The organism is Streptomyces sp. DSM 118878, from assembly GCF_052936595.1.
Genome location: NZ_CP193622.1, coordinates 2,880,525 through 2,905,491, shown reverse-complemented (window position 1 = coordinate 2,905,491; position 24,967 = coordinate 2,880,525). Strand labels below are relative to the sequence as shown.

The following is a 24,967-nucleotide window of genomic DNA, read 5'->3' as shown; positions in this document are numbered from 1 at the left end:
AAAACCATGGCACTTCTCGACCTGCAGAGCATGGAGTCCGACGAGATGACCGGTGGCGGCGGTGGCGGCGGCAGCCAGCTGAGCCTGCTCCTGTGCTGGAGCACCGCGAGCGTCGCGCTCTGTCTGTGACGCCTGCCCACGCCTGACGTGGCACGTGCCCACGCCTGACGTGGCACGGTGATGAAGGCCCGGGCGGCACCCGTGAGGGACCCGCCCGGGCCCAACCGCCGCCGCGGGGGCCCAGGCCGTACAGACGCCGAGAACGCCCCGGACGCCGAGGGACACGAGGCCGGCCGGGACGACCAGGACGACGAGGACCCGGACCGCATGGCGACGACCATCCCCCGTCCGCACCGACAACCCCACGCCGACACCGCCCTGCTGCGCGCGGCGACCCGGTACAGCGCCGCCCGCTGTGCCGTCCTCGCGCTGTGCGCCGTGGCGGGCGCGGGCGCCGGCCTGCTCCTGCCGCTCGCGATCGGCCGCGCCCTGGACGCCGTCCTCACCGGCCACGCCACCTCTCCCGGTTCCGCCGACGCCACCCGCTGGGTCCTGGTGTGCGCGGCGCTGATCGGCGCGATCGCCCTCCTCGACGCCCTCGACGGCGTCCTCACCGGAACCACCGACGCCCGCGCCACGGCCTGGCTGCGCGGCCGTGTCGTACGCCATGTGCTCGCCGTCGGCCCCCGCGCCACCGCCCGCTTCGCCCACGGCGACCTGGTGGCGCGCCTCATCGACAACGCGGCGCACGCGGGCATCGCGCCCGCCACGGCCGCCGCCGTCCTCGCCGCCCTCGTCACCCCCGTCGGCGCCGTCGTGGCGCTGGCCCTGATCGACGGCTGGCTCGCCGCGGTGTTCCTCGTCGGGGCGCCCGTACTGGTCCTGCTCCTGCGGTCGTTCGTCCGCGTCTCCTCCGACTGCGTGACCCGCTACCAGCAGATCCAGGGCGACATCGCCGGCCGCCTCGGCGAGGCGATCGGCGGCGCGCGCACCATCGCGGCGGCGCACACCGAGGACAAGGAGGCGGCACGCGTCCTCGCGCAGTTGCCCGAACTCTCCCGCCACGGCCACCGCATGTGGCACGTCCAGGGCCGCTCCCAGGCGCAGGCCGTCGCGGTCGCGCCGCTGCTCCAGATCGCGGTCGTCGCGGTGGCCGGACGGCTGCTCCTCGCCGAGCGCATCACGGTCGGCGACCTCCTCGCCGCGTCCCGGTACGCGGTGCTCGCCACCGGCATCGGCATGCTCGTCGGACAGCTCGGCGGCCTCGTGCGCGCCCGAGCGGCGGCCCGGCGCCTGGCCGAGGTGCTGGCGCTGCCCCCAACCGAGTACGGAACCGCCGAACTCCCGCCCGGCGGCGGCCATTTGGAGCTACGTGGCGTCCACGCGACCCGAGGCGGACGCGACGTGCTCGACGGCGTCGACCTGACGGTGCCCGCCGGCACCACGCTCGCCGTGGTCGGCCGCTCCGGCGCCGGCAAGTCCCTGCTCGCCGCGCTCGCGGGCCGGCTCGCCGACCCCGAGGCGGGCGACGTGCTCCTCGACGGCGTACCGCTTCGCTCCCTCACCAGGCAGGAGCTGCGCCGCGAGGTGGGTCACGCCTTCGAGCGGCCCGCGCTGCTCGGCGTGACCCTGGAGGACACCATCGGCTTCGGCGCCCCGCGCCCGGCCCCGCCCCGCGTCCGCGAGGCCGCCCGCGCCGCCCGCGCCGACACCTTCATCACCCGCCTGCCCGACGGCTACGCCACGCCCTGCGCCGCGGCACCGCTCTCCGGCGGCGAGACGCAACGCCTGGGCCTGGCACGGGCGTTCGCGCGCGGCGGGCGGCTGCTGATCCTGGACGACGCGATGTCCAGCCTCGACACGGTCACCGAACACCACATCGCCGAGGCCCTGCTCCGCCCCACCCCCGGCCGCAGCCGCCTGATCATCGCGCACCGCGCGGCGACGGCGGCCCGCGCGGACCGCGTGGCCTGGCTGGACGGCGGCCGGATCCGGGCGGAGGGCACCCATGCCGAGCTGTGGGAACTGCCCGAGTACCGGGAGGTGTTCGGCGCGTGAGGCCGCCCCGCGGGCCGCGCGGCCCCTACCGCAGGGGAGTCCGCTTCCTGTGGCGCAGGTGGCCGGTGGTCCTGCGGCTCATGGCCTGGTCGGTCCTTGAGACCGGGCAGACCTTCCTCACCGGATACGCCCTCGCCCGCGCCCTGGACGACGGGTTCCTCGCGGGCGACGGGGCGACCGGCCTCGGCTGGCTCGGCGCGGCCGCGCTCGGCGTGCTGGTGGCCGCGTACGGGACGGGCCGGGTGTTCCGCGCCATCGCCGGGCTCGTGGAGCCATTGCGGGACACACTGGTGCGGCAGGTCGTCGGCCGGGGGCTGCGGGAGGCGGACCAGGCCGCGGTCTCCCGGCTCACCCAGCAGGTGGAGATCGCCAGGGACACCTTCGCGGGCCTGGTCATGGTCTCCCGCTCCTTCGTCTTCACCGCGGCCGGAGCCCTGGCCGGACTCTTCTCCCTGGACCCGCTCCTGCTCCTCGTGGTCGCGCCGCCGCTCCTCGCGGGCATCGGCCTGTTCGTGGCCTCGCTGCGCCCGCTGGCCCGCCGCCAGGAGCGGTTCCTGATCGCCGACGAGGCCATCGCCGCCGAACTGGGGGTGGTGTGCCCGGGGCTGCGGGACGTGGCCGCCGCGGGCGCCGAGCGGGACGTCGCGGAGAGCCTGGGGCGCGCCGTCGCCACGGAGTACGCGTCGGCCCGCGCCCTCGCCCGCTGGGGAGTCCTGCGCACGGCCGCCCTCGCGACCGGCGGCCAGCTCCCGCTGGTGCTGCTCCTCGCCACCGCCCCCTGGCTCCTGGACCGCGGAGTGACCCCGGGCGCCCTGGTCGGAGCCCTCGCCTACGTCACCCAGGCCCTGCTGCCCGCCCTGCACAACCTGGTCCACGGCCTGGGCGCGAGCGGGGCGCGCCTGGTGATCGTGCTACGCCGCCTGACATGGGACCCACCGCCCGAAGAGGAGGCCGAACCCGCGGCCCAGGAGGCGGCCCCCGAGGACAGGGAGGCGGCCCCCGAGGACAGGGAAGCGCCGGCCGTCCAGCTCTCCCGCGTCACCTTCGCCTACGGACCCCACGCCGAGCCCGTCTTGCGCGACCTGTGCCTCGAAGTCGCCCGCGGCGAGCACCTCGCCGTCGTCGGACCCAGCGGAATCGGCAAATCCACGCTGGCCGGAATCATCGCCGGACTGCTCCGCCCCGACTCGGGGGAGGTGCGCGTCGAGGGGCTTTCGGTGTCCGGCAAGGAGGCGGTGCGGCGGCGGGTTCTGATCCCGCAGGAGGCGTACGTGTTCTCCGGGACGCTCCGTGACAACCTCAGCCAGCTCCGGCCGGACCCGGTGCCCGACCCGGAGCTGCTCGCCGCCGCCGACGCCATCGGCTCGGCCGCCCTGGTCGAGCGGCTCGGCGGCCCCGACGCCGCGGTCGCCCCCGGCGAACTCTCCGCCGGGGAGCGACAGTTGATCGCGCTGACCCGCGCTTTTCTCTCGTATGCCCCGCTGGTGGTCCTCGACGAGGCCACCTGCCACCTCGATCCGGTGGCGGAGGCCCGCGCCGAGCGGGCCTTCGCGGCCCGCCCGGGCGGCACTCTCCTGGTGATCGCCCACCGCGTCAGCTCGGCCCGCAGGGCCGGACGTGTTCTGGTGATGGACGGCGCGCACGCCCTGTGCGGGCGGCACGAGGAACTCCTCGGTCTCTCCCCCCTCTACCGGGACCTCAACGGCGCCGCTACCCCTGGTGAGACCTCAGACCCACCCTTCCCCCTGCGATATCCGTATCGCGTCGATCCTGTTCCGCGCCCCGGTCTTGCGGGTTATGGCGGCCATGTAGTTGCGCACCGTGCCGTTGGACAGATGGAGGTTGCGCGCGATCTCGGCGACCGAGGCGCCTCTGGCGGCGAGGGATAAGACGCTCAGCTCGCGCCGGGTGAGCGGCATCTGCGAGGCCTTGAGGAAGCCGAAGCCGAGGGAGTCGTCCACGAACCGCCGGCCCACCGCCACTTCTCTTATACCGGCGAGCAGCCGCTCGGGAACGCTCGCCTTGTTCACATAGCCGAGCGCCTCCGCCTCCGTCGCCCGGCGCAGTTGCCCCGGCCGGTCGGCGGTGGCGAGCACCAGGACGCGGCAGCCCCTGCCGTGCGCCGAGGGCCCGGTGAGTTCGCCCAGCGATATCGGCGCGTGCGCCGGTTCGTCGTCGAGATCCACGACGCACACTTCGGGCCGTACGGTGCGTAATCGGCCGCGTGCTTGGGACCACGGCGCATGGAACACCTCCAGATCCGGCTCACGGGCCAACTGCTCCGCCAGAGCCAATCGCAGTAGACAAGCGTCGTGCACGAGAAGGACCCGGATCACGCTTGCTCCTCCAGCTCCCCGCTACGGTTGCGCAGTTCAATGACGCAGACCATTCATAGCCGTGAGTACCCCCATCGTGACGCAGAGAACTGGCCAAGGGGAAGGAAGGGGGCTTATTTGCGGTACGGCTGTGCGCCCCCTGCGCCTGTTACGCGTGAGGCTCGGCCGTCAGGTCGATGAGACGGCAGACCGTCTCGATGTCGATCTTCACCTGGGCGATCGAGGCGCGTCCCGAGAGCCAGGTGATCAGCGCGGAGTGCCAGGTGTGCTCGATCACCCGCACGGCCGAGAGCTGCCGCGCGCTCGGCGGCTCCGGCAGGCCCATCGCGTCCAGGATGATCGCCGTGGTGAGCCGGGAGACCGTGTCGACCTCCGGGCTGACGGACCGGTCGGCGAAGGTCAGGGCCCGCACCATCGCGTCCGCCAGGTGCGGCTCGCGCTGGAGCGCCCTGAAGGCCCGCATCAGGGTCTCGGCGACGCGCTCGGCGGGCGTCTCCCCGGCCGGCGGCCGCTTCCTGAGCGTGCCGTGCATGTGCTGGAGCTGGTCCTGCATGGTGGCGACCAGCAGATGGACCTTGGAGGGGAAGTAGCGGTACAGCGTGCCGAGGGCGACGCCCGCGGCCTCGGCGACCTCGCGCATCTGCACCGCGTCGAAGCCGCCCCGGCCGGCCAACTGGGCGCTGGCGTGCAGGATGCGGCGGCGGCGCGCCTCCTGGCGCTCTGTCAGGGGCGGCGCCGCGGGGTCCGCCGCTCTGGCTTCCGCTGTCATGTGGGTGCCCCCCTCCGGAAAACGCCTCGCGAGATCGCACAGCATGGCAGGGAGCAGGTCGTGGCGCGAATCACCTGATCCGGGCCCTACACCCTTGCCTACCTGCCGGTAGATTCAGAGCGCGATCAACGATCGTCCAACGATCGCCCGACGAACAAGTCTGTAACTTGTTCTAGATTACCGTCCCGGCGTAATCTCGCGGACAACTGCACGGAGAAGGGGGCCGAGAGTGACCGCTGAGGCCATGGAAGCGGGCCCCCGCAAGGGCTCCGACGCCGACGGCGACCGACCGCTGCGCATCGCTCTCCTCACCTACAAGGGGAACCCGTTCTGCGGGGGACAGGGCGTCTACGTACGCCACCTCTCGCGCGAGCTTGCGCGGCTCGGCCACAGCGTCGAGGTGATCGGCGCCCAGCCCTACGCGGTCCTCGACGAGGGCGCGGGCCTGGAGAACCTGAGCCTCACCGAACTGCCGAGCCTGGACCTCTACCGCTCGCCCGACCCCTTCCGCACCCCGAAGCGCGACGAGTACCGCGACTGGATCGACGCCCTCGAAGTGGCGACCATGTGGACCGGCGGCTTCCCCGAGCCCGCCACCTTCAGCCTGCGGACCCGGCGCCACCTGCGCGCCCGGCGCGGCGACTTCGACGTCGTGCACGACAACCAGACCCTCGGCTACGGCCTCCTGGGCGACCTGGGCGCACCGCTCGTCACCACGATCCACCACCCCATCACCGTCGACCGGCAGCTCGAACTGGACGCCGCGCCCGACTTCAAGCGCCGCCTCTCCGTCCGCCGCTGGTACGCCTTCACCCGCATGCAGAAGCGCGTGGCGCGGCGCCTGCCCTCCGTCGTGACCGTCTCCGGCACCTCGCGCCAGGAGATCATCGACCACCTCGGCGTCCGCGAGGACCGCATCGACGTCGTCCACATCGGCGCCGACACCAGCCTCTTCTCGCCCGACCCGGCCGTGCCCGAGGTGCCGGGCCGCATCGTGACGACCTCCAGCGCCGACGTCCCGCTCAAGGGCCTGGTCCACCTCGTCGAAGCGCTCGCCAAGACGCGCACCGAGCACCCCGGCGCCCACCTCGTCGTCGTCGGCAGGCGCGCCGAGGACGGCCCCGTCGCCCAGGCCATCGAGCGCCACGGCCTCGCGGACCGCGTCGAGTTCGTCAAGGGCATCACCGACGCCGAACTCGTGGACCTCGTCCGCTCGGCACAGATCGCCTGCGTGCCCTCGCTGTACGAGGGGTTCTCCCTCCCCGCGGCGGAGGCGATGGCGACCGGCACACCGCTCCTTGCGACCACCGGCGGCGCGATCCCCGAGGTCGCGGGCCCCGACGGCGAGACCTGCCTCGCGGTGCCGCCCGGCGACGCGGACGCCCTCGCCGTCGGCCTGAACCGGCTGCTCGGCGACCCGGAGCTGCGGGCCCGCCTCGGCCGGGCGGGCCGCGAGCGGGTGCTGCGGAAATTCACCTGGGCGCAGGCCGCCAAGGGAACGGCGGAACGCTACCGCGAGGCCATGCGGCGTTCCGCCGCCACGAACCCCGGCCGCCCCGCGGCCACCGCGACGTACTCCGGGAGCCATCGCTGATGCTGACCGTCGACTTCACCCGCTTCCCGCTCGCTGCGGGCGACCGCGTGCTCGATCTGGGCTGCGGCGCGGGCCGGCACGCCTTCGAGTGCTACCGGCGCGGGGCTCAGGTGGTGGCCCTCGACCGGAACGGCGAGGAGATCCGCGAGGTCGCCAAGTGGTTCGCCGCGATGAAGGAGGAGGGCGAGGCCCCGGCGGGAGCCACGGCCACCGCGATGGAGGGCGACGCGCTCAACTTGCCCTTCCCCGACGCCTCGTTCGACGTCGTGATCATCTCCGAGGTCATGGAGCACATTCCGGACGACAAGGGCGTGCTCGCCGAGATGGTGCGGGTGCTCAAGCCCGGCGGCCGCATCGCCGTCACCGTCCCGCGCTACGGCCCCGAGAAGGTCTGCTGGACGCTCAGCGACGCCTACCACGAGGTCGAGGGCGGCCACATCCGCATCTACAAGGCGGACGAACTCCTCGGCAGGATGCGCGAGGCGGGCCTCAAGCCGTACGGCACCCACCACGCCCACGCGCTGCACTCGCCGTACTGGTGGCTGAAGTGCGCGTTCGGCGTCGACAACGACAAGGCGCTGCCCGTGCGCGCCTACCACAAGCTGCTCGTCTGGGACATCATGAAGAAGCCGCTGGCCACCCGCGTCGCCGAGCAGCTCCTCAACCCCGTCGTGGGCAAGAGCTTCGTGGCGTACGCGACCAAGCCGCACCTCCCGAGGGCCTCCGCCGGCGCCTCCGCCGATGCCTCCGCCGACGCCGCGGCGGACACCAAGTGACGAGCCCGGAGCGGACCGAACACCTCATCCTGCCCGGCGTCCTGACGGCCGAACAGGCGGTGGCGACGGTACGCGGCATCCTCGGCGTCCAGCGCGAGGACGGGGCCATCCCCTGGTTCCGCGGCCACCACCTCGACCCGTGGGACCACACCGAGGCCGCCATGGCGCTCGACGCGGCGGGCGAACACGCGGCGGCCGAGCGCGCCTACGACTGGCTCGCCAGGCACCAGAACGCCGACGGCTCCTGGTACGCGGCGTACGCCGACGGGAACCCGCACGACGTCACCGACCACGGCCGGGAGACCAACTTCTGCGCCTACCTCGCGGTCGGCGTCTGGCACCACTACCTCGCCACCGGCGACGAGGCGTTCATCGACCGCATGTGGCCCGCGGTGGTCGCCGCCGTCGAGTTCGTCCTCGCGCTCCAGCAGCCCGGCGGACAGATCGGCTGGAAGCGGGAGCCGGACGGCACGCCCGTCACCGACGCCCTGCTCACCGGATCGTCCTCCATCCACCACGCGCTGCGCTGCGCCCTCGCCATCGCCGAGCAGCGCGAGGAGCCGCAGCCCGACTGGGAGCTCGCGGCCGGCGCCCTCGCCCACGCGATCCGCAGCCACCCCGAGCGCTTCCTCGACAAGGACCGCTACTCCATGGACTGGTACTACCCGGTCCTGGGCGGCGCGCTGACCGGCGCGGAGGCCAAGGCGCGGATCGAGGAGGGCTGGGACCGCTTCGTGGTGCCCGGACTCGGCGTGCGCTGCGTGGTGCCGAACCCCTGGGTGACCGGCGGCGAGAGCGCCGAACTCGCCCTCGCCCTGTGGGTGCTCGGCGAGTCGGACCGCGCCCTGGAGATCCTCCAGTCCATCCAGCACCTGCGCGACCCGGAGAGCGGCCTGTACTGGACGGGCTACGTCTTCGACGACCGGGCCCGCTGGCCCGAGGAACTGACCACCTGGACGGCGGGCTCCCTGCTCCTCGCGGTGGCGGCGCTCGGCGGCGACGAGCCGACCTGCGCGGTCTTCTCGGGGGAGCGGCTGCCGAGCGGCCTGGCCCCGGAGTGCTGCGGGAGCACTCCGTAGCGCCGGCGGTTCAGTAGCGGCGCAGGCGGCCCGCGAGTGCGTGTCCGATGAGCAGGTACACGACCGCCGCGAGGCCGTAGCCCGAGACGACCCTGGCCCAGGTCTCGTCGAAGGTGAACAGGTCATGGGACCAGCCGGCGAGGAAACGGGCCACGTCATGGATGAACTGGACGAGCTCGTTCGCGCGGTTGGCGTCCAGGAGGTACATCAGGATCCACAGCCCGAGGATGAGGGCCATGACGTCCGCGATGACCATGATGATGTTCGCTGCGGTGCTGCCGTTTGAGCGTCGCACTGGGGACATGACAATCGAGTACCTGCGGCGCGCCCGTCGAAACCCGTACGGGCCCGCCCGGCTGGCGGCGCCCGGCGGCCGGGGTGAGGCTGCCCGGAGAACCGCTCACCTCTGGAGGCCGCTGCCGTGCTCAGCTCCGTACCCGTCCGTCGTGCCGGGGTCTCACTCACTCTGTGCTGCACTCTGCTCGTCGGCGCGACGGCCTGTGGCAGCGACGACAAGGAAACCAAGGCGTCGGCGCCGTCGTCCAGCAGCAGCGCCGAGAAGCAGAAGTTCGCCAAGACCCGCTTCGTCGCCAACGCGGGGCTCGCCGCGGGAGCCACGTACCAGTGGATCGTGAAGCCGTGGCGCGCGGGCAAGTTCAAGAAGGGCGCGGACGGCCGCAAGTTCGCCCTCGTCAAGGCGGGCGTCGCGGGCGCCTTCACGTACAACAGGCTGAAGGCCGCGACGAAGAACGCGAAGGGCGACCCGACGCTCTCCAAGGCCGTGGCGCCGCTGTCCGAGAGCATCGAGAAGCTGAAGGACCTGCCGTCCAAGCTCCGCAAGGGCGACTCGACGGACTCGATCGTGAAGGACTTCGACGGCGTGATCAACTCCGTGAAGGGCGCGGGCAAGGAGGCGGGCGCCGAGGTCAAGGACAAGGTGCCCTCCGCCGGTGAACTCGGCAACGGCTGACCCGTCCCCGTAAGCCGGCCCCTAGGAGTTCAGCTCGGCCAGGACCCGCAGGGTGTGCGGGTCGGGGGCGAGGACCAGGAGGTCGGTGACCGGGCCCCCGCGCCACGCGTCGAGGCGCTCGGCGATGCGTGCGCGCGGCCCGACCAGGGAGATCTCGTCGGCGAAGGCGTCCGGCACGGCAAGGACGGCCTCCTCCTTGCGGCCCGCGAGGAACAGCTCCTGGACCCGCCACGCCTCTTTCTCGTAGCCCATGCGGGCCATCAGGTCGGCGTGGAAGTTGCGGGCGGCGTGCCCCATGCCGCCGATGTAGAAGCCCAGCATCGCCTTGACGGGAAGCAGGCCTTCGGCGACGTCGTCGCACACCTTCGCGCGGGCCATCGGGGCGATCGTGAAGCCGTCCCGCAGCCCGGCGAGGGAGGGCCCGTACACGTCCGGGCGCAGCGGCGACCAGTACAGCGGCAGCCAGCCGTCCGCGATCCGTGTCGTCTGCTCGATGTTCCTCGGCCCCTCCGCGCCGAGCAGGACCGGCAGGTCGGCCCGGAGCGGATGGGTGATCGGCTTGAGGGGCTTGCCGAGGCCGGTGCCGTCGTCGCCCGCGTAGGGGTGGGCGTGGAAGCGGCCCCGCAGCTCCACCGGACCCTCGCGCCGGAGCACCTGCCGTACGACCTCGACGTACTCCCGGGTCGCGGTCAGCGGCGACTTCGGGAAGGGCCGCCCGTACCAGCCCTCCACCACCTGCGGCCCGGACAGACCGAGGCCGAGCCTCATCCGCCCGCCGGAGAGGTGGTCGAGGGTGAGCGCGTGCATGGCGGTGGCGGTGGGGGAGCGGGCCGCCATCTGGGCGACGGCCGTGCCGAGCCCGATCCGTGAGGTGTGCGCGGCGATCCAGGTCAGCGGCGTGAAGGCGTCCGAGCCCCAGGCCTCGGCGGTCCACACCGAGTCGTAGCCGAGCCGCTCGGCCTCCTGGGCGAGGGCGAGGTGGCCGGGGTCGGGGCGGCGCCCCCAGTAGCCGAGTGCGAGCCCGAGCCGCATACGCCCTCCCGGTCGGCGGATTGAACTGACGGTACGTCAGGTCATGGCCGGGCCGACTGTACGACAACGGCCCCCCGCCCGGAAGGGCGAGGGGCCGCGAGGTGTTCGCTGGGGCGGATCAGCCGCGCTGGATCCCCGTGGTGTCCTGAAGGACGCCACGACGGCCGTCCTGCGTCTGGGCCACCAGGCCGGGACCGCGCTGCTCGACGGCCAAGTACCAGGTGCCGGGGGCCAGTTCGGCGATCGGCGTGGGCGAGCCGTCCTCCGCGTACAGCGGACGCGGCACCGGCACGGCGAACCAGAACGGCGAGAAGTCACCGGCGGGCTGCGCCTGCGCGGGCGGCGGGGTCTGCCCGGCCTGCGGCTGCGGCTGCCCGCCGAAGGACTGGCCGCCCTGCGGCTGACCCGGCTGGGCGCCGTAGGGCGAGCCCGGCTGCGGCTGGCCCGCACCGGCGCCCGGGTAGCCGTAGCCACCCTGCGGCTGACCGCCGTAGGGGCCGGGGGCGGCCGGACGGGGGGCGCCCATGAGGGGGGCCTTGAGGGCGGGGACGATCAGGCCGGCGATCGCACCGGCGGCCAGGACCAGCGCGCCGATCAGACCGAGGATGAGGCCGACGCCGGCGTCGGGCGACTCGCTGCTGCCTTGGCCGAAGCTGCCGAGCCGCTCAAAGACGACGCCAAAGGACTGGTCGGTGTCGAAGATCGCGCCGAGCGAGGACCAGGCAGCGGCCAGCGTGAAGCCGACGCCGAGCTGTCCCAGGTCGAGGCCCACGACCTTGCGCTGCGGCTGCAGGGCGCGGCCGAGGACGATGAGCGCCGCACCGATGATGCCGAGCAGGTACACGCTCAGCAGGAGGTTGCCGTTGTCCCAGGCGGTGGGAACGGTGTCGCCATCGCCGTCGAAAGTGTCGAGGAACGAGGCGATGAAGAGCAACACCGCTGCTCCGATCACCACGCCGTCGCCTCGAGTGAGGGAGCGGAAATTCACTTCAGGTCCTTCGTCAGTCGTCTCGTCAGTGGAGGCGTCGCTGTCGCCGTGGTCGCGGTCGTGTCGCGGGGCGCGAAGCGCGGGGGTGGCCCCTCATCGTAGGAAGGACAATATCGTCCGGACGTGCGGGGTGTCTGCTCGGGATAAAGACGTCCACATTACGGAAGGAAGACGTTCACGCCTCACTCCCGCAGGAACCCCTCGATCCCCTCCGAGATCCCCCGCGCCGCCTTCTGCCGCCACGCGCCGCTCTTCAGGAGCGCCGAGTCCTTCGCGTCCCGCATGTTGCCGCACTCGACGAACACCTTGGGGACGGTGGAGAGATTGAGGCCGCCGAGGTCCGTGCGGGTGTCGAGTCCGGTGCCGCCGCCGATGTAGTTGGAGGGGGCGCTGCCGGTGATCTCGACGAACTTCCCGGCGATGCGCTCGCCCAGCTCCTTGGAGGGGGCGACGATCGCAGAGGTGTCGGCCGAGCCCGACCTCACCTTGCCCGGCATGATCACGTGGTAGCCGCGGTTGCCCGCACCGGAGCCGTCGGCATGGAGGGAGACCACGGCGTCGGCCCCGGCCTTGTTGCCGATCCGGGCCCGCTCGTCGACGCAGGGGCCCCAGGGCCGGTCACCGTCCTGGGTCAACTTCACCGTGGCGCCCTGCTTCTGGAGCAGGGCGCGCAACCGGTGGGCGAGGTCCAGGGTGAACTCGGCCTCCGTGTAACCGTCGTTGGTCGAGGTGCCGGTGGTGTCGCACTCCTTGCTGTTCGTCCCGATGTCCACCTTGCGGTTGATCTCCGTCGGGTGACGGAAGTTGCCCGCGTTGTGGCCGGGGTCGATGACGACCGTCTTCCCCTTGAGGGGGCCGTTCGCGGCGGGACGGCCGGCGGGCGGCTTCGTACTCGAATCGTTGCCGTCACCCTTGCCGTCGCCCTTGCCATCCTCATCCTTCTTGTCGCCTTTGCCGTCCTTGTCGGACTTCGAAGGCGTGGGAGAGGCGGGCTCGACGGGGGTGTTCTGCCCGGCGGTGGCGCTCGGCGAGGCAGGCAGCGACCGCGCGGGACCGTCGCCGTCGGGGCCGCTCGTGGCCTGGAGGACGAGCCACCCGGCCAGGCAGGTGGGCACAAGCGCGGCCACCGCCACGGTCAACGGGCGGCCGATGCCGCGCTTGGGGGGCGGGGAGGGATCGAATTCCGGACCTACGTACGACACGAGGTGAGCCTATCGGCGAGGTCAGGTCCCCGCTCCCGTTCGCCGCAGCACGCGCAACGAGTCGACCCCCGCGACCTCGGTGAACGCCCCGGACTCCAGGGCCCTGAGATACACGCGGTAGGGGGCCTGCCCGGTCATGATGTCGACAGGGTCGGGGAAGACGTCGTGGATGACGAGCAGCCCGCCCTCGGCCACGTGCGGGGCCCAGCCCTCGTAGTCGGCCGTGGCGTGCTCGTCCGTGTGGCCCCCGTCGATGAAGACCAGGCCGAGCGCGCCGCCCCAGACTTTGGCCACCTGCGGGGACCGGCCCACCACGGCGATCACGTGCTCCTCCAGGCCCGCCTTGTGCAGCGTGCGGCGGAAGGCGGGCAGCGTGTCCATCAGGCCGACCTCGGGGTCCACCGTCTCCGGGTCGTGGTACTCCCAGCCGGGCTGCTGCTCCTCGCTGCCGCGGTGGTGGTCCACGGTGATCGCGCTCACCCCGGCCCGGCGGGCGGCGTCGGCGAGCAGGATCGTGGAGCGCCCGCAGTAGGTGCCGACCTCAAGGAGCGGCAGGCCGAGCCCGGCCGCCTCCGTCGCGGCCGCGTACAGCGCGAGCCCCTCGTCGCGCGGCATGAAGCCCTTGGCGGCCTCGAAGGCGGCGAGGATCTCCGGCTCGGGCACGGCGGCCGTCCCGGCCATGTCGGGCAAGTCGGCCATGGGGGCTTCCTCCAGGTCGTACGGGGGTGTGGGCGCCCCATGATGCACGGCACCCCCGTCACGCGGGTGAACGGGGGTGCCGGGTGTGCCGGGGTGCTGTGCCGTGGAGAGAGCGGAGGTCAGGCCGGTACGTCGCTGTCGTCGGACGAGCCCGCCAGCGCCAGGTCGACCCGCACGGGACGCTCGTCGCCCCGGTGCGCGGCGGCCGAGGCGCGCGGCGCGTGTCCCGACGCGGTGGCGGCGAGGACGTAGGAGCCGTCGCCGGGCACGTCCAGGGCGTAGCGGCCCTCGGTGTCGGTGAGGGCGGCGCCCGCCTGCCTGCCGCGGCGGTCGATCAGCGTCACCTTGGCGCGGGCCAGCGGCGCGCCGTCCGGGCCGTGCACCCGGCCGTGGAAGCCGGCCAGGGCCTTGGTCGCGCGCTCCAGGTTGGCGTCCTCTTCACTGCTCGCGCGAAGCTGCGTCGTGGCGGGGCGGCGCGCGGAGGGCAGCAGCAGGGCGAAGACCAGGCCGATGACGACCGCGCCCGTGGCGATCAGGAAGGAGACCCGGAAGCCGTGCATGGTGGGGACGGCGACGCCGCCGACGTGGTTCGCGGTGTTGGCGAGGACCATGCCGATCACGGCGCTGGAGACGGAGGTGCCGATCGAGCGCATCAGGGTGTTCAGGCCGTTGGCCGCGCCCGTCTCCGAGGCGTCGACCGAGCCGATGATGAGCGCGGGCAGCGAGGAGTAGGCGAGGCCGATGCCCGCGCCGAGGATCACCGCGATGATGATCGTCTGCCAGGCGGCGCTCATCAGGCCGAGGCCGGCGCCGTAGCCGATCGCGATGATCAGCATGCCGAGGATGAGGGTGGTCTTCGGGCCGTACTTCGCCGACAGGCGGGCGTAGACGGGGGCCGTGAACATCATCGTCAGGCCGAGCGGCATCACGCACAGCCCCGCGACGACCATCGACTGGCCGAGGCCGTAGCCGGTCGAGGAGGGTAGCTGGAGCAGTTGGGGCAGGACGAGCGAGACGGCGTAGAAGGCGACGCCGACCATGATCGAGGCCAGGTTGGTGAAGAGCACCGAACGGCGGGCCGTGGTGCGCAGGTCCACCAGCGGCGCCTTCATGCGCAGCTCCATCACGCCCCACAGGACGAGCACGACGGCGGCGGCGGCGAACAGGCCGAGCGTGGTGCCCGAGGACCAGCCCCAGTCACTGCCCTTGGTGATCGGCAGCAGGAACAGCACGAGCCCCGCGGAGAGGCCGAGCGCGCCGAGCACGTCGAAGGTGCCCTGGGCGCGCATGGGGCTCTCCGGCACGAAGGCCAGGGTCAGCAGCATCGCGAGGACGCCGAGGCCCGCGGCGCCGAAGAACAGCGCGTGCCAGTCGGCGTGCTGCGCGGTGAGCGCGGCGAGCGGCAGCGCGAGACCGCCGCCGACGCCGATGGAGGAGCTCATCAGGGCCATCGCCGAGCCGAGCTTCTCGCGGGGCAGCTCGTCCCGCATCAGGCCGATGCCGAGCGGAATGGCGCCCATGGCGAAGCCCTGGAGCGCGCGGCCCACGATCATGATCAGCAAGTCATCGGTGAAAGCGCAGATCAGCGAGCCGACGACCATCACGGCGAGGCTGGAGAGCAGCATCTTCCGCTTGCCGAAGAGATCTCCGAGACGTCCCATGATCGGCGTGGCGACGGCGCCCGCGAGCAAGGTCGAGGTCATGACCCAGGTGGCGTTCGAGGGCGCGGTGTCGAGCAGGGCCGGCAGGTCCTTGATCACCGGCACGAGCAGGGTCTGCATCACCGCGACGACGATGCCGGAGAAGGCGAGTACGGGGACGACTCCGCGTGTGCCGCGTGGTTGGGTCGTCGTCATCGACATTGCGTGGGGCCTCCGAGGGGCGCGTGGTGGAGCTGGGCACGGGTTACCCGTAGCTGGTTACGTGTAGCTCGAACCTGTCACCCGGGGCGACTATTCCGACGGGCGTCGTACGAGGGGAACTCTTGACCCTTTGTTAACCGGGACATCAAAGTGGCGGCCCTTTGTTCACCGCCGCCCCGCATCCCCTCGCATCCCCCCGCATCCCCCACGCCCCCCCCGCATCCCGCATCTGACCTTCCGTCATATTGGAACGCGTTCTACTCTGTCGCCGTCCCGGCAGTTGCTACGTGACTGAAGGAGTGCGTGCCTGATGAAGAGCTACGTCGTCGGTGTCGGCATGACCAGGTTCGAGAAGCCCGAGACGCGCGACTGGCAGTACTGGGACATGGCGAAGGAGGCCGGGACCAAGGCCCTGGAGGACGCCGGCGTCTCGTACGACCAGGTCGAGCAGGTCCCCGTGGGCTACTGCTTCCAGCCCTCGACCGCCGGGCAGCGCGCCGCCTACGAGCTGGGCCTGACCGGTGTCCCCGTCTACAACGTCAACAACAACTGCGCGACGGGATCGACCGCGCTGATGATGGCGCGACAGTTCGTCGAGGGCGGTCTTAGCGACTGCGTGCTCGCGCTCGGCTTCGAGAAGATGACGCGCGGCGCCCTGGGCGGCGGCAGCGACGGAGGCGACTTCGCGACGTCACCCGTCGCCCGCCACTACGGCGTCATGGCCGCCCGGCACGGCTTCGTGGCGACCCCGCCGACCGCGCAGATCTTCGGGAACGCGGCCCGCGAGCACATGGAGAGGTACGGCACGACCGAGGCGCAGCTCGCGGCCGTCGGCGCCAAGAACCACCGGCACTCGGCGGCCAACCCGTACGCGCAGTTCCAGGACGAGTACACCGTCGACGAGATCCTCGCCGCCAGGACCGTCCACCGGCCGCTCACCAAGCTCCAGTGCTCGCCGACGTCGGACGGCTCGGCCGCGGCCGTCGTCGTCTCCGAACGGTTCGTGGAGCGGCACGGCCTGGCGGACCGGGCCGTGGAGATCGTCGCGCAGGCCATGACCACCGACACCGGCGACTCCTTCGCCTCGGGATCGTGCGTCGACGTCGTCGGACAGCCGATGTCACGGGAGGCGGCCCGCCAGGTGTACGAGAGGTCGGGCCTCGGCATCGAGGACGTGGACGTCGTCGAGCTGCACGACTGCTTCTCGATCAACGAGCTCCTCACGTACGAGGCACTCGGCATGTGCGCGGCGGGGGAGTCGGGCAAGCTCGTCGAGAGCGGCGCCACGACGTACGGCGGACGCTGGGTCGTGAACCCCTCCGGCGGGCTCATCTCCAAGGGCCATCCGCTCGGCGCCACCGGCCTGGCGCAGATCACCGAACTGGTCGGCCAGCTCCGCGGCAGGGCGGGGGCCCGGCAGGTGGCGGGCGCCCGGATCGGCCTCGCGCACAACATCGGCCTCGGCGGGGCGGCGGTGGTGACGATGCTGCGCCGATGATGGCGGCGGTGGCGCGGCTGCCGCTGTCGCTGTGACTGCCGCTCCCGTCGCGGCTGTCGCCGCTGGGTCCTAGGTCCCCGTGAGTCCTAGGACCAGCGGCCCAGGGCCGTGGCGCGAATTCCCGATGCACGGACCGGCGGGCGGTTGAGAGGATGGCTGTCATGGTCCAGACGCCCTCCACCACTTACCGCACCGATTCCGCCGCCCCGCCGAAGAAGTCCGTCCCGGTCTGGGCGGTGCTGCTCGCCGCCTGCGCGGGCCAGTTCCTGGTCGTCCTCGACGTCTCCGTGGTCAACACCGCGCTGCCGTCGATGCGGTCCGACCTCGGCATGAGCGCCATCGGGCTGCAATGGGTGGTCAACGCCTACTCCATCGCCTTCGCGGGCTTCATGCTGCTCGGCGGCCGGGCCGGCGACCTCTTCGGGCGCAAGCGGATGTTCCTCCTCGGGCTCGGCCTCTTCACCGTCGCCTCGCTCGGCGGCGGCCTCGCCCAGGCCGAGTGGCAGCTCCTGCTTGCGCGGGCCGTGCAGGGGCTCGGCGCCGCGATCCTGGCGCCCTCGACCCTGACGATCCTCACCTCGGCGGTGCCCGAGGGCCCCGCGCGGATACGGGCCATCGGCGTCTGGTCGGCGGTGGGCGCGGGCGGCGGCGCGGCGGGCGGCCTGGTCGGCGGTGTCCTCACCGACCTGCTCTCCTGGCGCTGGGTGCTGCTCATCAACGTGCCGATCGGCGCCCTGGTGATCGTCGCGGGCATGGCCTGGCTCACCGAGAGCAAGGCCGGGCAGGCCCGGCGCCTGGATGTGCCCGGCGCGGTCCTCGTCACCGCCGGGCTCGCCACCCTCGCGTACGGGATCGTGCAGACCGAGGAGAAGGGCTGGATGGCGGCGGCGACCCTGGTGCCGCTGGCGGTCGGCCTCGCGCTGCTCGGCGGGTTCCTCCTGGTGGAGGCGCGCACCCGGATGCCGCTGATGCCGCTGAAGCTGTTCAAGGTGCGGTCGGTGTCGGCGGCGAACGCCGCGATGTTCGTCTGCGGCGGCGGCATGTTCGCCATGTGGATGTTCATGACGCTGTACGCCCAGAACGTCCTCGGCTACTCCCCGATGAAGGCGGGCCTGGCCCTCATCCCGTCGTCCCTGACCATCGTCCTCGGCTCGATGCTGGCGCCGCGCGTGATGCCGGTGCTCGGCCCGAAGAACGTCTCCGTGCTCGGCATACTCGTGGCCGCCGCGGGCTTCGGCTGGCAGTCGACGATGACGGTCGACGGCGCGTACGTCACCTCCATCATGCTGCCCGGCATCGTGATGATGTTCGGCGCGGGCCTCGCCACGACGCCGCTCGCCTCGCTCGCCACGTCGGGCGCGGAGCCGGGCGACGCGGGCCTCGTCTCCGGCCTGATCAACACCTCCCGCACGATGGGCGGCGCGCTCGGCCTCGCGGTGCTCTCCACCGTGGCGGCGGCGCGGATGGACGGATCGGTGTCACCGCAGGCGCTGACCGACGGCTACGCGATGGCGTTCCGCACCAGCGGCTGCATCCTCCTGGCGGGCGTGGTGGTCCTGCTGCTGTGGATGCCGGGAACGAGGGCAAAGAGCCCGTCCGGCGGCAAATAGGGCCCGTCCGGCGGAAAATTAAAGAGCCCGTCCGGCGATTGAGGACGAACCCGGCGAAGCCGGTGATGAACAGCACCCAGGGTCCAAGGCCCAGGGTCCAAGGCCCAGGGGCCAGGGGCCAGTCAAAGCCACCCACGCTGCCGAGCCTCCCGCACCGCTTCCATGCGGTTCCGCGTCCCCGTCTTGCCGATGGCCGCGGAGAGGTAGTTCCGTACGGTCGACTCCGACAGATGGAGCCTGCCGGCGATGTCGGCGACCGTCGCACCGTCCACCGAGGCCTTGAGGACATCCGCCTCGCGGCCGGTCAACGGGCTGGGCCCCGCGCTGAGAGCGGCGGCGGCGAGGGCCGGGTCGATGACCGTCTCGCCCCGCAGCGCCCGGCGGATCGCCTCGGCCAGTTCCTCGACGGGCCCGTCCTTGACGAGGAAGCCGGCGGCGCCCGCCTCCATGGCGCGGCGCAGATAGCCGGGCCGCCCGAAGGTGGTGAGGATGAGGACCCGGCAGTCGGGGCACTCCTCGCGCAGGTCGGCGGCGGCGTCCAGACCGCTGCGGCCGGGAAGCTCGATGTCGAGCAGGGCCACGTCGGGCCGTGAGGTCAGCGCCGCGTCCACGATCTCGTCACCCGCGCCGACCTGCGCGACGACCTCGATGTCGTGCTCCATGCCGAGCAGCAGGGCGAGCGCGCCCCGCATCATGCCCTGGTCCTCGGCGAGCAGGACTCTGATCATCTGGTGCGCTCCTCCTGGACGCCCGCCGTGGCGGGGCCGCTCACGGCGACCGGGTGGATCTCGGTGACCGGCAGCACGGCGGTGACGCGGAATCCGGAGCGGGGCGCCGGACCCGGGGTGAGGGAGCCGCCCGCCGCCGCGAGGCGTTCGGCGAGGCCCTTCAGCCCGCTGCCGGGCGTTTGTGAGCCTACGCCGAGCCCGTCGTCGGTGATCACCAGACGGGTCTGTTCGGCGGTGCCGGTGACCTCGATCTCGCAGCGGGTCGCCCCTGAGTGACGTACGACGTTGGTGGCGGACTCGCGGACCACCCAGCCCAGCAGGGCGGCGGTCTGCGGGGCGAGCGGCGGGCCCGACTGACGGACGACGGCGTCGATCCCGGCGGCGGACAGCAGGTCGCGGGCGCGGTCGAGTTCGGTGGCGAGGCTGCCCTCGCGGTAGCCGGTGACGGCCTCGCGGATCTCGGTGAGCGCCTGCCGGCCGACGGACTCGATGTCGGAGACCTGGCCGAGTGCCGCGTCCAGGTCACGAGGGGCGAGGCGGCGTGTGGCCTCCGCCTTGACGACGATGACGGACAGGGTGTGGCCGAGCAGGTCGTGCAGGTCGCGGGAGAAGCGGAGGCGTTCCTTCTCGACGGCGGCGCGGGCCAGCTCCTCGCGGGTCTCGCGCAGTTCCCTGACGGCCTCGGCGAGGGAGAGGATCGCGGCGGTCACCATCGTGGAGAGGAACGTGCCGTACGCGATGTTGATCGCCCCCCAGCCGTCCTGGAACCCGCCGATGACACCGGCGAGCGCGCTCAGGCCGAGCCCGGCGGGGCCCAGGCCGCGCCCGCGCACGACGGCGCCCGTGGCGAGGCCGAGGAGGGGGAAGAAGAGGAGCCAGTTGCCGCCGTACCCGGCGGCGAGGCCGACGGTCAGCAGCCCGAGCAGGACCACGGCGACGCGCGTGGAAGGGGCCTCGCGCGAGTACGCGTTGAACGCGCGGAAGGCGATGTAGACGTAGAGGGAGTTGAAGAGGAGCAGCCCGATGCCGCCGATCCAGGGGTTGGGGGTCTCGCCCTGGAGGAGGTGGGAGAGGGCGCCCAGGCCCATCAGGAGCCAGGGCAGGAGCGCGAAGCCGGAGGGGGGAGGACCGAGATGCCCGATGTGCTCCCCGCCCTCGCATCCCTGCCGCTCGCGCTTCCGTGCCGTCGTCCGCGATGTCTTCTTCATGCCCACGACGCTACGGAGTCCGGGGGGAATCGCGGCAGAGGCGTCTGTACGGACCGGGCCGGTACAAATGTCACGGGAGCTCCGCCGGGCGGGCATCCGACATGTCGCGGCGGGCAGGTATCTGACGTGACGTCAGGAGCCTTCACAAGTATCCGGGCCTCGGCTATACATGGATCGCCGGAGTGGAACGCGTTCTAGAACCGGCCGGTCCGCGGGCCGGCCCTCCGGCCCAGTCGCGACCTCGGTGCGGTCGACGGTGCGGACGTCCGCGCCGAGGTCTCCTGCCGTCCAAGGAGCTCTCACCCCATGCCCATTGACGCCGCGAAGGCCGTCGCCGCCGAGCCCCGGTCCGCCGAGATCACCTGGGACCACAAGGACGTCCAGCTCTACCACCTCGGCATCGGCGCGGGAGTGCCCGCCACCGCCCCCGAAGAGCTGCGCTACACCTTGGAGTCCGCTCTGCACGTCCTGCCCAGCTTCGCCACCGTCGCCGGCGCAGGCATGGGCGTCGTCGGCGGGCTCTCGGCCCCCGGCATCGAGGTGGACCTCGCCGCGGTGCTGCACGGCGGCCAGAGCATCACACCGCACCGCCCGATCCCGGTCAGCGGCAAGGCCATGACCACGTCGAGGGTGGCCGCGGTGTACGACAAGGGCAAGGCCGCGGTCCTCGTCCTGCGCTCCGAGGCCGCCGACGACGAGGGCCCGCTGTGGACGAGCGACGCCCAGATCTACGTACGCGGCGAAGGCGGCTTCGGCGGCGACCGCGGCCCGTCCACCCGGCTCCCCGCGCCCGAGGGCGAACCCGACCTGACCGTCCTGCGCCCCGTCCGCGAGGACCAGGCGCTCCTCTACCGCCTCTCCGGCGACTGGAACCCGCTGCACGCCGACCCCGAGTTCGCCGCGCTCGCCGGCTTCGACCGGCCGATCCTGCACGGCCTGTGCACCTACGGGATGACCCTCAAGGCCGTCGTGGACACCCGGTTCGGCGGCGACGTGACCCGGGTGCGCGGCTACAGCACCCGCTTCACCGGCGTCGTCTTCCCCGGCGAGACGCTGCGCATCCGCACGTGGCACGGCGAGGGCCGGGTCAGGGCCGAGGTCACCGCGGTCGAGCGGGACGACGCGCCGGTCCTCGCCGACACCGTCGTCGAGCACGCCTGAATGCCGAGCACGCCCGAATGTCGAGCACGCCCGAATGTCGAGCACGCCCGAATGTCGAGCACGCCTGAATTCAGCCGGAGCCCGCCCGTGAAGCCGGGGCCCGTCCGGATCTCCGTACGAGAGGAGCCGCACCATGCGCGCAGCCGTACTGCACGAGACAGGCCAGACCAAGCTGGAGGTCCTCGACGACGTCGAGGCGGTGGGCTTCGGCCCGGGGAAGGTGAAGGTACGGGTCAGGGCCACCGGCCTGTGCCACTCCGACGTCTCCGCGATGAACGGGGTGCTGCCGCAGCCCGCCCCCTTCGTCCCGGGCCACGAGGGCGCGGGCGAGATCACCGACGTCGGCGACGGCGTGAGCGGCCTGGCCCCGGGCGACCGGGTCCTGCTCTGCTGGCTCCCCGCCTGCCGTACCTGCCCCGCCTGCAAGCGCGGCCAGACCCAGCTCTGTCTCGCCGGTTTCATGAACGCGGGCACCCCCAACTTCAGGCGCCCCAGCGGTGACGTCTTCGGCTTCGCGGGCACCGGCACCTTCGCCGAGGAGGTCGTCGTCGACGCCGGGTGCGCGGTGCCGGTCCCGGACGACGTGCCCCTCGACATCGCGGCGCTCATCGGCTGCGGTGTGACGACGGGGCTCGGCGCGGCCATCAACACCGCCGACGTGCGGGCCGGTTCGTCGGTCGCCGTCATCGGCTGTGGCGGCGTCGGCATCTCGGCGATCCAGGGCGCCCGCCTCAAGGGGGCGGCGCAGATCGTCGCGGTCGACCCGGTGGCCTCGCGCAGGGAGGCGGCGCTGCGGTTCGGCGCCACGGAGGCGGTCGCCCCCGAGGAACTGGTCGACGCCAAGCAGCGGATCACCGAGGGCGAGGGCTTCGACTACGTCTTCGAGGTCGTCGGCAAGTCGGCCACCGCCCGCACGGCGTACGAGACGACCCGCCGCGGCGGCACGCTCGTCGTCGTCGGCGCCGGAGCCATGGACGACCACCTCCAGCTCAACATGTTCGAGCTGTTCTTCGACGAGAAGCGCATCCTGCCCTCCCTGTACGGCGGCGGCGACGTCCTCCAGTCGTACGAGCGGGCCATCGCGCTCTGGCGAGCGGGCCGCATCGACCTGAAGAGCATGATCACCCACCGCGTGCGGCTCACCGAGATCAACGAGGCGGTCGAACAGATGCGGACCGGCGCCGCCCTGCGCACCTGCATAGAGATCTGACCCCTTGCGCACCTGCATAGAGATCTGACCCGGAGGGACATTGATGTCACTGCCACTTGAGGGCCTCTGCGCGATCGTCACCGGCGCGGGCCGCGGGCTCGGCCGCGCCGAGGCCCTGGAACTGGCCGCGCTCGGCGCGAGCGTCGTCGTCAACGACTTCGGGCAGCCGGGGCGCGACGGCTCCGGCGAGGCGTCGGCGGCGCCCGCCGAGGAGGTCGCCGCCGAGATCCGCGACGCGGGCGGCCGGGCCGTCGCGCACACCGGGGACGTCGCGGACCACGAGCAGGCCCGCGGTTTGGTCGCGACGGCCGTCGACGCCTACGGCAAGCTGGACATCCTCGTCAACAACGCGGGCATCCTGCGCGACCGGATGATCTTCTCGATGACGGAGTCCGAATGGGACGCGGTCATCCACGTCCACCTCAAGGGCCACTTCAACACCACGCACTTCGCGTCGGCCCACTGGCGCGAGCGCTCCAAGGCGGCGGGCGGCCCGCTGTACGGGCGGATCGTCAACACCTCGTCGGAGGCCTACCTCGCGGGCTCGGCGGGACAGCCCAACTACGCGGCGGCCAAGGGCGGCATCGTCGGCCTGACGACGTCGACCGCGTTGGCGCTGGCCAAATACGGCGTGACGGCCAACGCCATCTGCCCCCGCGCGCGGACGCGCATGACCGAGGACGTCTTCCAGGGCTACCAGGAGCCGTCCGAGGGGCAGCTCGACCCGCTGGCCCCCGAGCACGTCGCCCCGCTGGTCGGCTACCTCGCCTCGCCCGCGGCCGCCGAAGTGAACGGGCAGCTCCTCGTCGTGCACGGCGGCATGGTCGCGATCGTGGAGCGGCCGAAGGTGGCGGCGAAGTTCGACGCGGCCAAGGAGACGTTCACCTTCACCGAACTGGACGCCCTGCTCACCCCGTACTACAAGGACCGCCCGAAGGAGGAGACCTTCGCGGCCCAGGAGGTCCTCACCCTGAAGCGCGACTGACGCGAGGGGGGGGTGGGGTCGGGGGCGGTTGCAGAAAAATCCCGCCCATGCGCCGCTTTTGATGGCATTTGTGCGGGACTTTTCTGCATTCCCTGCAATCCGCTACGCGGCTAACCGGCCGCCACCCGGCCGGTCAGGGGTGCCTGCTGGAGCGGAACGGGCCGTGCGGGGTCCGGTGGCGCCGACCCGGCGCCAGGCGGCCGTGACGGCTCACGGGCGGGCGCGGGGAAGCGCGCGACACCGCAGGGCACGGCGCTCGTCGCGTACGGAAGGAGCAGTACGCCCTCGCTCGTCCAGCGGCCCGAACCGGCCAACCAGCCCTCGGGCGCGGGCATCTGCCGCATGCCGCGCTCCGCCGGGCGCCACAGGCCGAGCCAGGTGCCCGCCGCGCCGTCGATCCGCAGCGCCACCCCGCAGGCCTCGGGGAGCAGCGTCTGCCCCGGCTGGATCGCGAACGGCGTGACGGCGCAGTCGGCGAGCCGCAGCGACTCGGGGAAGCGGACGGGCAGGGCGGAGCCGAGCACGCCCCAGCCGAGGCGGTCGTGGCCCGGGGCGTTGGAGCGGATGAGCAGCAGGCCGCTGTCCGCGTCGGCGAGCAGCAGCCGGTCGTCGCTCTCCTCGGCGATCTGGAGGAGCGGCGAGACCTCGCCGTTCCGCGCCAGGTCGACCGCGACCGTCTTGACGCAGCCGCCCGTCTCCCGGTCGAGGGCCAGCAGCCGCCCCGTGTGGTCGAGCCAGGCGCCGCCCGAGCAGCGTCCCGGCACCTCGGCGACGTGCTCGGGGCCGAAGGAGCCGCCCGCCACCAGCCAGACGTCGGTGGTGTGGGTGCCGACGGCGATGGCGTAGGCACGCTCGCCGTCCGGCGCGGGCGGCAGCAGCCCGAGGTCGCCCGCGCACTCCACAAAGCCCAGCGGGATCTCGCCGGTCGCCGGGCCGCTCGGGTAGAGCAGCGCGAACGTGTGCCGTCCGTCCACCAGGCGGTGGATGAGGACGCGGCCGTCGCTCATCGGCAGCACCTCGGTGCCCGGCTCCTCGGGCTGGCGGCCGGCGAGCGGCACCGCGTAGGGCTCGGGGGAGTCGAGCGTCCAGCGCTCGGGGAACCAGGACTCGCCCCTGCGCGCCAGCCTGGCCGCGTAGCCGCCGTCCACCGTGATCGTTGCCGCTGTCATCGTCGGCGCCACCTCCGGGCCCGAAGCTAGTTT

At 72.6% G+C, this 24,967-nt stretch carries 22 protein-coding genes and 1 pseudogene; 12 read left to right on the top strand and 11 right to left on the bottom strand.

What is annotated here, in order from left to right; all coding sequences use genetic code 11:
* The first annotated feature begins 6 nt into the window (after nucleotides 1–6).
* The 3 genes and pseudogenes from ACRAKF_RS12740 to ACRAKF_RS12730 all read left to right on the top strand — a co-directional run.
* Nucleotides 7–129 (top strand): SapB/AmfS family lanthipeptide, encoded by a 123-nt coding sequence (locus ACRAKF_RS12740; RefSeq protein ID WP_369214466.1) that lies wholly within the window; start codon nucleotides 7–9, stop codon nucleotides 127–129.
* Nucleotides 130–327: 198 nt separating this feature from the next.
* Nucleotides 328–2,058 carry an ABC transporter ATP-binding protein gene (locus ACRAKF_RS12735; RefSeq protein WP_447041951.1) on the top strand — a complete coding sequence of 577 codons (1,731 nt, stop codon included), beginning with the start codon at nucleotides 328–330 and terminating at the stop codon, nucleotides 2,056–2,058.
* A gap of 80 nt (nucleotides 2,059–2,138) precedes the next feature.
* Nucleotides 2,139–3,503 (top strand): annotated as a pseudogene (locus tag ACRAKF_RS12730) (ATP-binding cassette domain-containing protein); the annotation flags it as partial.
* A gap of 282 nt (nucleotides 3,504–3,785) precedes the next feature.
* Here the strand turns inward: ACRAKF_RS12730 and ACRAKF_RS12725 are convergent.
* The gene (locus ACRAKF_RS12725) at nucleotides 3,786–4,394 is read right to left on the bottom strand and encodes a LuxR C-terminal-related transcriptional regulator (RefSeq protein ID WP_447037134.1); all 609 of its coding nucleotides are present in this window, start codon (nucleotides 4,392–4,394) and stop codon (nucleotides 3,786–3,788) included.
* 148 nt (nucleotides 4,395–4,542) lie between these two features.
* Nucleotides 4,543–5,163, bottom strand: a complete 621-nt coding sequence (locus ACRAKF_RS12720) for a TetR family transcriptional regulator (RefSeq protein ID WP_447037133.1) — start codon at nucleotides 5,161–5,163, stop codon at nucleotides 4,543–4,545.
* A gap of 229 nt (nucleotides 5,164–5,392) precedes the next feature.
* Here ACRAKF_RS12720 and ACRAKF_RS12715 point away from each other — a divergent pair, with 229 nt between their 5' ends.
* The 3 genes from ACRAKF_RS12715 to ACRAKF_RS12705 are packed head-to-tail and all read left to right on the top strand — an operon-like array spanning nucleotide 5,393 to nucleotide 8,612.
* Nucleotides 5,393–6,757 carry a glycosyltransferase family 4 protein gene (locus ACRAKF_RS12715; protein ID WP_447037131.1) on the top strand — a complete coding sequence of 455 codons (1,365 nt, stop codon included), beginning with the start codon at nucleotides 5,393–5,395 and terminating at the stop codon, nucleotides 6,755–6,757.
* Nucleotides 6,757–7,533 carry a methyltransferase domain-containing protein gene (locus tag ACRAKF_RS12710; protein WP_447037130.1) on the top strand — a complete coding sequence of 259 codons (777 nt, stop codon included), beginning with the start codon at nucleotides 6,757–6,759 and terminating at the stop codon, nucleotides 7,531–7,533. The genes ACRAKF_RS12715 and ACRAKF_RS12710 overlap by 1 nt, the downstream gene beginning before the upstream one ends.
* Complete coding sequence (locus tag ACRAKF_RS12705; protein ID WP_447037129.1) at nucleotides 7,530–8,612, top strand: prenyltransferase; 1,083 nt, start codon at nucleotides 7,530–7,532, stop codon at nucleotides 8,610–8,612. The genes ACRAKF_RS12710 and ACRAKF_RS12705 overlap by 4 nt, the downstream gene beginning before the upstream one ends.
* A 10-nt stretch (nucleotides 8,613–8,622) precedes the next feature.
* On the opposite strand, the gene ACRAKF_RS12700 is transcribed toward ACRAKF_RS12705, so the two are convergent.
* Nucleotides 8,623–8,916 (bottom strand): hypothetical protein, encoded by a 294-nt coding sequence (locus ACRAKF_RS12700; RefSeq protein ID WP_447037128.1) that lies wholly within the window; start codon nucleotides 8,914–8,916, stop codon nucleotides 8,623–8,625.
* 117 nt (nucleotides 8,917–9,033) lie between these two features.
* Here ACRAKF_RS12700 and ACRAKF_RS12695 point away from each other — a divergent pair, with 117 nt between their 5' ends.
* Nucleotides 9,034–9,582, top strand: a complete 549-nt coding sequence (locus ACRAKF_RS12695) for a hypothetical protein (RefSeq protein WP_447037127.1) — start codon at nucleotides 9,034–9,036, stop codon at nucleotides 9,580–9,582.
* A 21-nt stretch (nucleotides 9,583–9,603) separates the two neighbouring features.
* Here ACRAKF_RS12695 and ACRAKF_RS12690 read toward each other — a convergent pair whose 3' ends face one another.
* From ACRAKF_RS12690 to ACRAKF_RS12670, 5 genes are all read right to left on the bottom strand, one after another.
* Nucleotides 9,604–10,614, bottom strand: a complete 1,011-nt coding sequence (locus ACRAKF_RS12690; protein WP_447037126.1) for an LLM class F420-dependent oxidoreductase — start codon at nucleotides 10,612–10,614, stop codon at nucleotides 9,604–9,606.
* Between the two features lie 118 nt (nucleotides 10,615–10,732).
* A complete protein-coding gene (locus tag ACRAKF_RS12685; RefSeq protein WP_447037125.1) occupies nucleotides 10,733–11,602 on the bottom strand; it encodes a hypothetical protein in 870 nt (289 codons plus the stop codon).
* Nucleotides 11,603–11,784: 182 nt separating this feature from the next.
* Nucleotides 11,785–12,804 (bottom strand): N-acetylmuramoyl-L-alanine amidase, encoded by a 1,020-nt coding sequence (locus tag ACRAKF_RS12680; RefSeq protein WP_447037124.1) that lies wholly within the window; start codon nucleotides 12,802–12,804, stop codon nucleotides 11,785–11,787.
* Between the two features lie 21 nt (nucleotides 12,805–12,825).
* On the bottom strand, nucleotides 12,826–13,503 hold the full coding sequence (locus ACRAKF_RS12675; protein ID WP_447037123.1) for a class I SAM-dependent methyltransferase: 678 nt from the start codon (nucleotides 13,501–13,503) through the stop codon (nucleotides 12,826–12,828).
* 119 nt (nucleotides 13,504–13,622) lie between these two features.
* Nucleotides 13,623–15,365, bottom strand: coding sequence for an MFS transporter (locus tag ACRAKF_RS12670; protein WP_447037122.1), 1,743 nt, complete (start codon nucleotides 15,363–15,365; stop codon nucleotides 13,623–13,625).
* A gap of 310 nt (nucleotides 15,366–15,675) precedes the next feature.
* Here ACRAKF_RS12670 and ACRAKF_RS12665 point away from each other — a divergent pair, with 310 nt between their 5' ends.
* Nucleotides 15,676–16,863: a lipid-transfer protein gene (locus tag ACRAKF_RS12665; RefSeq protein ID WP_447037121.1), complete on the top strand. Its 1,188-nt coding sequence runs from the start codon at nucleotides 15,676–15,678 to the stop codon at nucleotides 16,861–16,863.
* Nucleotides 16,864–17,024: 161 nt separating this feature from the next.
* The gene (locus ACRAKF_RS12660; RefSeq protein ID WP_447037120.1) at nucleotides 17,025–18,473 is read left to right on the top strand and encodes an MFS transporter; all 1,449 of its coding nucleotides are present in this window, start codon (nucleotides 17,025–17,027) and stop codon (nucleotides 18,471–18,473) included.
* 122 nt (nucleotides 18,474–18,595) lie between these two features.
* Here ACRAKF_RS12660 and ACRAKF_RS12655 read toward each other — a convergent pair whose 3' ends face one another.
* Together ACRAKF_RS12655 and ACRAKF_RS12650 are read right to left on the bottom strand one after the other, a co-directional pair.
* A complete protein-coding gene (locus tag ACRAKF_RS12655) occupies nucleotides 18,596–19,201 on the bottom strand; it encodes a response regulator (protein WP_447037119.1) in 606 nt (201 codons plus the stop codon).
* Nucleotides 19,198–20,409 (bottom strand): sensor histidine kinase, encoded by a 1,212-nt coding sequence (locus ACRAKF_RS12650; RefSeq protein ID WP_447037118.1) that lies wholly within the window; start codon nucleotides 20,407–20,409, stop codon nucleotides 19,198–19,200. The genes ACRAKF_RS12655 and ACRAKF_RS12650 overlap by 4 nt, the downstream gene beginning before the upstream one ends.
* A gap of 306 nt (nucleotides 20,410–20,715) precedes the next feature.
* On the opposite strand from ACRAKF_RS12650, the gene ACRAKF_RS12645 reads away from it, so the two are divergent.
* From ACRAKF_RS12645 to ACRAKF_RS12635, 3 genes are all read left to right on the top strand, one after another.
* Nucleotides 20,716–21,570 carry a MaoC/PaaZ C-terminal domain-containing protein gene (locus ACRAKF_RS12645; protein ID WP_447037116.1) on the top strand — a complete coding sequence of 285 codons (855 nt, stop codon included), beginning with the start codon at nucleotides 20,716–20,718 and terminating at the stop codon, nucleotides 21,568–21,570.
* A gap of 133 nt (nucleotides 21,571–21,703) precedes the next feature.
* On the top strand, nucleotides 21,704–22,780 hold the full coding sequence (locus ACRAKF_RS12640; protein ID WP_447037115.1) for a Zn-dependent alcohol dehydrogenase: 1,077 nt from the start codon (nucleotides 21,704–21,706) through the stop codon (nucleotides 22,778–22,780).
* A gap of 43 nt (nucleotides 22,781–22,823) precedes the next feature.
* Nucleotides 22,824–23,765, top strand: coding sequence for a 3-oxoacyl-ACP reductase (locus ACRAKF_RS12635; protein ID WP_447037114.1), 942 nt, complete (start codon nucleotides 22,824–22,826; stop codon nucleotides 23,763–23,765).
* Between the two features lie 110 nt (nucleotides 23,766–23,875).
* Here ACRAKF_RS12635 and ACRAKF_RS12630 read toward each other — a convergent pair whose 3' ends face one another.
* Complete coding sequence (locus ACRAKF_RS12630) at nucleotides 23,876–24,934, bottom strand: hypothetical protein (RefSeq protein WP_447037113.1); 1,059 nt, start codon at nucleotides 24,932–24,934, stop codon at nucleotides 23,876–23,878.
* Nucleotides 24,935–24,967: the final 33 nt, after the last annotated feature.